8 protein-coding genes and 1 rRNA gene are annotated in these 8,395 nt (G+C 53.8%); 3 read left to right on the forward strand and 6 right to left on the reverse strand.

Annotated elements, in window-relative coordinates:
• Positions 1-291: IS30 family transposase (locus G604_RS0112320; protein WP_036905767.1), on the forward strand; the 291-nt coding region annotated here is incomplete at its 5' end.
• 218 nt (positions 292-509) lie between these two features.
• On the opposite strand, the gene G604_RS0112325 is transcribed toward G604_RS0112320, so the two are convergent.
• From G604_RS0112325 to G604_RS0112350, 6 genes are all read right to left on the reverse strand, one after another.
• Positions 510-752 carry a hypothetical protein gene (locus G604_RS0112325; protein WP_028910820.1) on the reverse strand — a complete coding sequence of 81 codons (243 nt, stop codon included), beginning with the start codon at positions 750-752 and terminating at the stop codon, positions 510-512.
• A 124-nt stretch (positions 753-876) separates the two neighbouring features.
• Positions 877-1,644: a pyruvate formate-lyase-activating protein gene (gene pflA, locus G604_RS14475; protein WP_036905770.1), complete on the reverse strand. Its 768-nt coding sequence runs from the start codon at positions 1,642-1,644 to the stop codon at positions 877-879.
• Positions 1,631-3,877 carry a formate C-acetyltransferase gene (gene pflB / locus G604_RS0112335; RefSeq protein ID WP_028910821.1) on the reverse strand — a complete coding sequence of 749 codons (2,247 nt, stop codon included), beginning with the start codon at positions 3,875-3,877 and terminating at the stop codon, positions 1,631-1,633. The genes pflA and pflB overlap by 14 nt, the downstream gene beginning before the upstream one ends.
• A 153-nt stretch (positions 3,878-4,030) precedes the next feature.
• Positions 4,031-4,606, reverse strand: a complete 576-nt coding sequence (gene pdxT / locus G604_RS0112340; protein ID WP_028910822.1) for a pyridoxal 5'-phosphate synthase glutaminase subunit PdxT — start codon at positions 4,604-4,606, stop codon at positions 4,031-4,033.
• A gap of 3 nt (positions 4,607-4,609) precedes the next feature.
• Positions 4,610-5,485, reverse strand: coding sequence for a pyridoxal 5'-phosphate synthase lyase subunit PdxS (gene pdxS, locus G604_RS0112345; protein WP_028910823.1), 876 nt, complete (start codon positions 5,483-5,485; stop codon positions 4,610-4,612).
• 41 nt (positions 5,486-5,526) lie between these two features.
• Positions 5,527-6,510, reverse strand: a complete 984-nt coding sequence (locus tag G604_RS0112350; protein ID WP_231376164.1) for a hydroxymethylpyrimidine/phosphomethylpyrimidine kinase — start codon at positions 6,508-6,510, stop codon at positions 5,527-5,529.
• Positions 6,511-6,708: 198 nt separating this feature from the next.
• Here G604_RS0112350 and G604_RS0112355 point away from each other — a divergent pair, with 198 nt between their 5' ends.
• Both G604_RS0112355 and G604_RS0112365 read left to right on the forward strand, forming a co-directional pair.
• A complete protein-coding gene (locus tag G604_RS0112355; protein ID WP_028910825.1) occupies positions 6,709-7,887 on the forward strand; it encodes a serine/threonine protein kinase in 1,179 nt (392 codons plus the stop codon).
• 348 nt (positions 7,888-8,235) lie between these two features.
• Positions 8,236-8,395, forward strand: a 16S ribosomal RNA gene (locus G604_RS0112365); the annotation flags it as partial.

The raw sequence follows: 8,395 nt of genomic DNA on the forward strand, positions 1-8,395 counted from the left end.
TATTTGATCAAAACCATTACCACTGATAATGGCTCAGAGTTCTTCTGTCATGAGTATATTACCAAGAAACTTGGTGCCAAGGTATACTTCGCTGATCCTCATGCTCCATGGCAAAAGGGACTCATTGAAAACACAAACGGACTCATCAGACAGTATATCCCCAAGGGGACCGATTTTGACAATGTCAGCCAACAAAAAATCAAGGAAATACAACGGCAAATTAACACAAGACCAAGAGCTAAATTGAAATTTCTCTCGCCTGATGAAGCCTTTGTCAAAAATATTTCTTAAATTTGCACTTGCTAGTTGAATTCACCCTTAACGGAAATTTCTGTAAAGATTTAACAGGAAATTAACGTTTGCGGGCATTGTATTTAAGGCCTGTTAACAGATAATTTTATCGAGAATTTGGACTACTCTACGGAACTTTCTATCTTTGCCATGTCGAAAGACAAAAGACATTATCTCTAACCCTTTAAAGTCATTTAGCCTATGCTTAAGATCCGTGTTTACAAGAATTTCTGGACATCACGTCCTACAAGCTCCGTGCCCGTGCCACCGGCCAGTTCTCCCCGTCCGAACTCGCCAACATCGCCACCGCCAAGCAGGACGACGAGTACACCAAGCCGAAGAGCGCAACGACGGTGCAGCCATAATCCACTTGCAGGGGCCGTCCCTTGTGGCGGCCCGATGCCGGTACGGCATTCCACATGCGCATTTTGATTCGGCGTTCCGCCGACGGGCCGCCACATTTCTGTCCCCCGGGCACGGGGGAAATGAAGGGGGTGGACGGCCCCTGCAATCGATCCAACGTTTAATTTTTTGTGATCAGTTGCCCAAACATTTCCGACTGATGCCCCCAAAAACGAGGGGGTATCATGCCCCAACGGCGCCCAGGATCTCCCGGGCATGGGCGACGCGGTCGGCCGTGGGCGGATTGATGCCCTTCAGGGGATAGTCGATGCCGAGTTCCTGATATTTGTAGACGCCAAGAGTGTGGTAGGGGAGAACCTCCACGCGTTTCACGTTCTTCAGTTGATGGATGAAATCCGCCAACCGGTGAAGGTCGTCATCGTTATCCGTGATCCCGGGCACGAGGACATGCCGGATCCAGACGGGGATGCCGGTGTCGGAGAGATAACGGGCACAGTCGAGGATATTCTCATTCGTCCAGCCCGTGAGTTTCCGGTGCTTGGCATCATCGATCTCCTTGATATCCAGCAGAACGGTGTCGGTGACATTCATCAGTGCCTCAAACTTCCGGAACCATTCCCCCTGGCGTGTGAACGGCTGGGCCGACGTGTCGAGACAGGTGTTGATGCCCCGCTCGTGGGCTTTCGTGAAGAGTTCCAGCAGGAAGTCGAGCTGCAGCAGTGCCTCACCGCCACTGACGGTGATACCACCTTCCTCGCCCCAGTAGGCGCGGAACCGCTCAGCCTTGTCGAGGAGGGCGTCGGCGGTGACGCGCTGACCACGACGGAGCTTCCACGTGTCGGGGTTATGACAGAACTGGCAGCGCATACGGCAACCCTGCAGGAAGATCAGAAAGCGGATGCCTGGCCCGTCGACAGAGCCGAAGGACTCCGTGGAGTGGAGGAAAGCCCCGCCACTGGTGGCAGGGCTTACAGATTTAGAGACGCTCATGGGTCTGACGGGCGATAACATCCAACTGCTGTTCACGGGTGAGGTCGATGAACTTTACGGCATATCCGCTGACACGGATGGTGAAGTTCTGATACTCCTCTTTCTCGGGATGTTCCATGGCATCCTTGAGCTTGTCAATGCCGAAGACGTTGACATTCAGATGATGGGCTCCCTGGTTGAAATAGCCGTCCATGACACCGACGAGGGTGTTCGCACGCTCCTCGTCATCATGGCCGAGGGCGCCCGGAGAGATCGTCTGCGTGTTGGAGATACCGTCGAGGGCATACTTGTAAGGCAGCTTCGCCACGGAGTTGAGACTGGCCAGCAGGCCGTTCTTCTCAGCGCCGTAGCTCGGGTTGGCACCCGGAGAGAGCGGTGTACCGGCACGGCGGCCGTCAGGCATGTTGCTCGTATACTTGCCGTAGACGACATTCGACGTGATCGTCAGGATACTCGTCGTGGGCTCGGAGTTACGGTAGGTATGGTGCTTCTTGACCATGGCGATGAAGGTCTTCAACAGCCATACGGCGATCTCGTCGGCACGGTCGTCATCATTACCGTAGCGCGGGAAGTCGCCCTCGGTCTTGAAGTCGACGGGGAAGCCCGTCTCGTCACGGATGACATTGACCTTCGCGTACTTGATGGCGCTGATGGAGTCGACGACATGGCTGAAACCGGCGATACCCGTAGCAAAAGTACGGCGGACATCAGTGTCGATGAGGGCCATCTCCTCGGCCTCATAGAAATACTTATCGTGCATGTAATGGATGAGGTTCAGCGTCTTCACGTAGACGGCGGCAAGCCACTCCATCATATTCATGAAACGGGGCATGAACTCCTCGTAGCTGACCACGTCACCCTCGATGGGACGGTAGGCGGGACCGCACTGTTCACGCGTCTTCGCGTCGACGCCGCCGCTGATGGCATAGGTGAGACATTTGGCGAGGTTCGCACGGGCACCGAAGAACTGCATCTCCTTACCTGTCTGCGTGGCACTGACGCAGCAGCAGATGCTGTAGTCGTCACCCCAGATGGGACGCATCACGTCATCGTTCTCATACTGGATGCTGGAAGTCTTCACGGAGATCATGGCGGCATAATGCTTGAAGGCCTTCGGCAGACGGGAACTGTAGAGGACGGTGAGGTTCGGTTCGGGGGAAGGACCCATATTCTCCAGGGTATGGAGGAAACGGAAGTCATTCTTCGTCACCATGCTGCGGCCGTCCTGACCGAGGCCGGCAACCTCCAGCGTAGCCCATACGGGATCACCGGAGAAGAGCTGGTTGTAGGACGGGATACGGGCGAACTTCACCATGCGGAACTTCATGACGAGGTGGTCGATGAGCTCCTGGCAGTCGGTCTCCGTGAGGGTGCCTTCCTTCAGGTCGCGCTCGAAATAGATATCGAGGAAGGTGGAGACACGGCCTACGGACATGGCGGCACCATTCTGCGTCTTCACGGCACCGAGGTAACCGAAATAGAGCCACTGTACGGCCTCACGGGCATTGGAGGCCGGCTTGCTAATGTCGAAACCGTAAATCTGTGCCATCTCCTTCAGACCCTTCAGTGCCTTGATCTGCATGGCCACCTCCTCACGCAGGCGGACGACCTCGTCGATCATCTCCTGATCGCCGATATGGTTCAGATCCTGCTGCTTCTGCTCAATGAGGTAGTCGATACCGTAGAGGGCCACACGGCGGTAGTCGCCTACGATACGGCCACGGCCATAGGTGTCGGGAAGGCCCGTAAGGATATGATTATGACGGACATGGCGCATCTCGGCCGTGTAAGCGTCGAAGACGCCGTCGTTATGGGTCTTACAGTATTTCGTGAAGATCTCATGGAGTTTCGCCGACGGCTGATAGCCATAGGTCGTACAGGCCTGCTCGGCCATCTTGATACCGCCGTAGGGCATGAAGGCACGCTTCAGCGGCTTGTCGGTCTGCAGGCCGACAACCTTCTCCAGGTCTTTGGTGGCTTCGTCGATATAGCCCGGACCGTAACTCGTCAGACTGCTGACGACCTCGGTCTCCATGTCAAGGACACCGCCCTTGGCACGCTCCTCCTTCTGGAGGTCCTTGAGTTTGCCCCAAAGGGTGTTGGTAGCGTCGGTGGGACCGGCGAGGAAACGCTCATCGCCGTCGTAGCTGGTGTAGTTGTGCTGGATGAAATCGCGGACGTTGATCTCTTCTGTCCAAAGGGTTCCTTTGAAACCTCTCCATTCTGTCTTCATAACCTGAATAAAACTTTTTAAGTGGTGAAAATGTAATCTTGAGATTGCAAAGTTACGGATAAAAGTCCGCTTTTCCAAATTTTTTCATGGTTTTTTCATATCCCTACTCAAAAATGAGGAGTAGGGATATGATTTCTGTCGGTCAGAATGGGGTTATTTCCTGGCTTGACACATCTGCAGGAAATAGTTGTGCACGGAAGTGTCGGCATTGAGCTCCGGGTGGAAGGCCGTGACGAGCTGGTTGCCCTCACGGGCAGCGACGATATGTCCGCCGACTTCCGCCAGAACTTCCGTCTTACCCTCTACCCGTTTGATATAAGGGGCACGGATAAAGGTCATGGGGATCTTCCCCGAGAGGCCTTTGAACGGTGCCTCGGTATGAAAACTGCCGAGCTGACGGCCATAGGCATTGCGGCATACCGTGGTGTCCATGGTCGAGAGACGGTCGAAATCCTCTCCTTCCACATGTTTGGAGAGGAGGATCAGGCCGGCACAGGTGCCGAAGACGGGAAGACCGGCCTCGATGGCCCGGCGTACAGGCTCCAGGAGTTGCAGGTCGGTGAGGAGCTTCAGCTGCGTCGTGCTCTCGCCGCCGGGGATGATGAGTCCGTCCTTCGGCTGGTCCCAGTCGGCCGGTTGGCGGACTTCGAAGGGATCGGCGCCGAGACGGGAGAGCATCCGCTCATGTTCGGCGAATGCTCCCTGAAGGGCTAATACGGCTATTCTCATCGTTTATTTTCCTCTCTCTGCCATCAAGGTCTTGATCTCTTCCTCGTTGATGCCGACCATGGCGGGACCGAGGTCCTCACTGAGCTCCGCGAGTTTCTTGGGATCATTATAGTTGGTGACGGCCTGTACGATGGCGGCGGCACGCTTGCTCGGGTTGCCGCTCTTGAAGATACCACTGCCTACGAAGACGCCCTCGGCACCGAGCTGCATCATCAGCGCGGCATCGGCAGGCGTGGCAACACCGCCGGCGGCAAAGTTGACAACGGGCAACTTGCCATGCTCATGGACATAACGGACGAGGTCAACGGGGACCTGCAGGGTCTTGGCAGCCTCATAGAGTTCATCCTCAGCCATGGCGACGACCTGACGGATCTGACTCTGCATCTTCCGCATGTGGCTCACGGCCTGTACGACATCACCCGTGCCCGGCTCTCCCTTCGTACGGATCATCGTGGCTCCCTCGGCGATACGGCGGAGGGCCTCGCCGAGATCACGGGCTCCGCAGACGAAGGGCACGTCGAACTTCGTCTTGTCGATATGATAGACATCGTCGGCAGGGGAGAGCACCTCACTCTCGTCGATATAGTCGATCTCAATGGCCTGCAGGATCTGGGCCTCGGCAATATGGCCGATACGGCACTTCGCCATGACGGGGATGGAGACGGCATTCTGTATGCCCTTGATCATCTTCGGATCACTCATACGGCTCACGCCGCCGGCAGCACGGATATCGGCGGGGATACGCTCCAGGGCCATCACGGCACAGGCACCGGCCTTCTCGGCAATCTTGGCCTGTTCGGGGGTCGTCACATCCATAATCACACCGCCCTTGAGCATCTGCGCCAGGTTGCGGTTTAATTCTTGTCTCTCTTTACTCATTTTTTTATGCTTTAAAGTTAATATTCTCTATTTTCCATTTTCTATTTTCCGTTTTCCATTCTCCGTTCTCCGTTGTTTCTCCGGAACATCGTGGGCGTCATTCCCGTCTGCCGCTTGAAGAATTTCGTGAAATGGGCCTGGGAGGAGAAACCATTCTCATAGGCGATCTCCTGGATGGGCTTCAGCGTCGTGAGAAGTTCTTTCTGCAACAGCTGTAACAGCCGGTTGTCGATGATCATCTTCGGACTCTTGCCGTTGATGCGGTGCGTGACCTGGGAGAGGTAGCGGCTGCTGACATTGAGATAGTCCGCGTAAAAGTTGACATCGCTGTTCGTCTGGTAATGGCTCTCCACGGCATCCAGGAAATTCTGATAGAGCTCACTGCTGCGGCTATGGAGATTGCCGTCATCGGTGATCTTCAGCGTCACATACTGCCGCGCCTTTTCCATGGCTTCCGCTACGGGGTGACCGGCAGAGAGGTAATAGGCCGTGGCGGAGGCCAACTCGTTCGTGCGGCCATGAATACGGCGGTCGGTGAGATACCATATCTCCTGGGAGTGATAACTGCCCGGATGGAAGGAGGGACCGAGAATCTGCTCTTCCTCGGCTCGGTTGACGAGGATGAGATGACACAGGGGCAACAACTGCTGACGGATCTGGGACAGCAGGTCATCACTCATCAGCGGCTCTCCGTTGCTCGAACGGATGATCGGATCGTAGAGCACAAAGGCGGGCTGATAGCGGAGGATAGCCTGCAGAATCACCTGAAGGGTCTCCTTCGTGTGGATCAGACCAATCTTGACGATCGACGGGGCGATATCATTCACGATGGCGTCTATCTGCTGGTGGATGATGGGCGCCGGGAGGTCGTAGAACTCCTGAATGCCGAGCGTGTTCTGCACCGTGATCGACGTGATGACGGATGCCACACGGCCTCCCAGACCACTGATGGTCCGGATGTCTGCCTGGATTCCTGAGCCGCCGGCACTGTCTGATCCCGTGATGGTCAGAATGGGCTTCAACATTTGCTGATTTTGTTCTCCCGAATTTCTCATTTTTTCCGTTTTCTGCTTGCAAAGTAATGAATTATTTCTGAGAAAACAAAATTTCGTTCCGATAATGACAAGAAAAACGAAACTTTATATAAAAATTCGGACTTTTTCTCACGCTTTTCAAAAAATATCCGTAACTTTGCCGCATAACTGATAAATTCTATTTCAATAATGGACACGAATACGTATAAGGACGTCGTAGAACTCCCCTCGAAAGGTTGTTTCGCCTTCGCGACGGCAACGAATGAGGCCGGAGAGAAAGTTGTACTGAAATGGCTGAAGGATCAATTCAAAGATAAGCGCCAGCATGTGGCCTGTCTGAAACGGGAGTTCTCCGTGGGACAGAAATTAGATAATCCCCATATCGTCAAATATTTCAAGCTCTTCGAGGATGAACAGAAAGGGTGGACGATAGAGCGGGAGTATGTCGAGGGACGCAGTCTGGCTGACTATATCGCCGAGCGCCATCCCTCGGGAGAGTGCGTCGTGATCCTCCGGCAGATTGCGGAAGCCCTGGGCTATATGCACGACCACAATATTATATATAGAAATCTCACGCCAAGCAATGTCTTCGTCACGGCACAGGGGGATCAGGTGAAACTCGTCGACGTGCGCAGCCTGCAGGCCGACAACCTCGCCGTGCCCTCCGCAAGCATCAAATATCTGGCACCGGAACTCCGCGACGGGACGATGACCGTTGACGGCCGCTCCGATATCTATTCCCTGGGTATCCTCATGAAGGATATGGGCATGGACCTCGAATACAGTGACGTCATTGAGCATTGTACACGCTATGGACGTAGTGAGCGGTTCCTCGACACCGAGGAATTCATGAATGCCTTGGACGGAGGCGGCAGCTATCGGCGTCGCTCTTCTGAGGGTGGGGGGCATCCCGTGTTCGATCTGAAGAAAGTGCTCATCGCCGTCATCATCCTCCTCGTCGTCATCGGTGGCGCTATCGCCGTCAAGAGCATGATCGATCACGGTACATTCAATAATAATAATGATACCGCAGATACCGTGGCCCTGCAGAAGACGGAGGCACCGGAGAAAAAGACTGAACCCGCACAGAAGGCGGAAACCAATGATTTCGCCAATCAGATCGGCCAGCAGGTGAAGACGGGCCTCGACGCCATCTTCCAGCCGTTCTTCGATTGGAAGAATGAGGGCGGTACGGACCGGCAGATCCGCAAGGCCATGCCGAAGTTGAACAAGAAGATCAAAGCCTTCTATCTTGACCTGAGCAGTAAACAGGTCAACCTCACGGATTCCAATCGACAGGTGATGGACAAGATCTTCGGGGATTATGTCAATCAGAAGAAGGCCGAGCTGGTGGCTCCCGCACAATAAATCCTATTGTAGGTGGCCGCCATGTTGCGGCCACGCAAGGGAAGTAGGAAGAATATAGTCAGTTCTTAATATAAATAAGGTGTAAATCTCCAAAAATCATTTTTTTTTGATTTTCGGAGATTTTTTTGCGAAAATATTTTGGAGGTTCAGAAAAATATAGTACCTTTGCAAACGCTTTCGGTTAAAAACGAGGGCACTGAGAAAGAGTTCTTTGAAAAGATTACATAAGACAGAAAGAAAGTAGTACAAGAAGGAAACCTGTCAATCACATGAAGGTTTTACGACTCAATACTTCGAGTATGGATATTCACCCTGTAGACAGACAAATTTACATTTAAAACATATTTTACAATGGAGAGTTTGATCCTGGCTCAGGATGAACGCTAGCTACAGGCCTAACACATGCAAGTCGAGGGGAAACGGCAGAGTTTGCTTGCAAACTCTGGACGTCGACCGGCGCACGGGTGAGTAACGCGTATCCAACCTGCCCACGACTAGAGGATAACCC

The organism is Prevotella sp. AGR2160, from assembly GCF_000424185.1.
In the GTDB taxonomy this organism is placed as follows: domain Bacteria; phylum Bacteroidota; class Bacteroidia; order Bacteroidales; family Bacteroidaceae; genus Prevotella.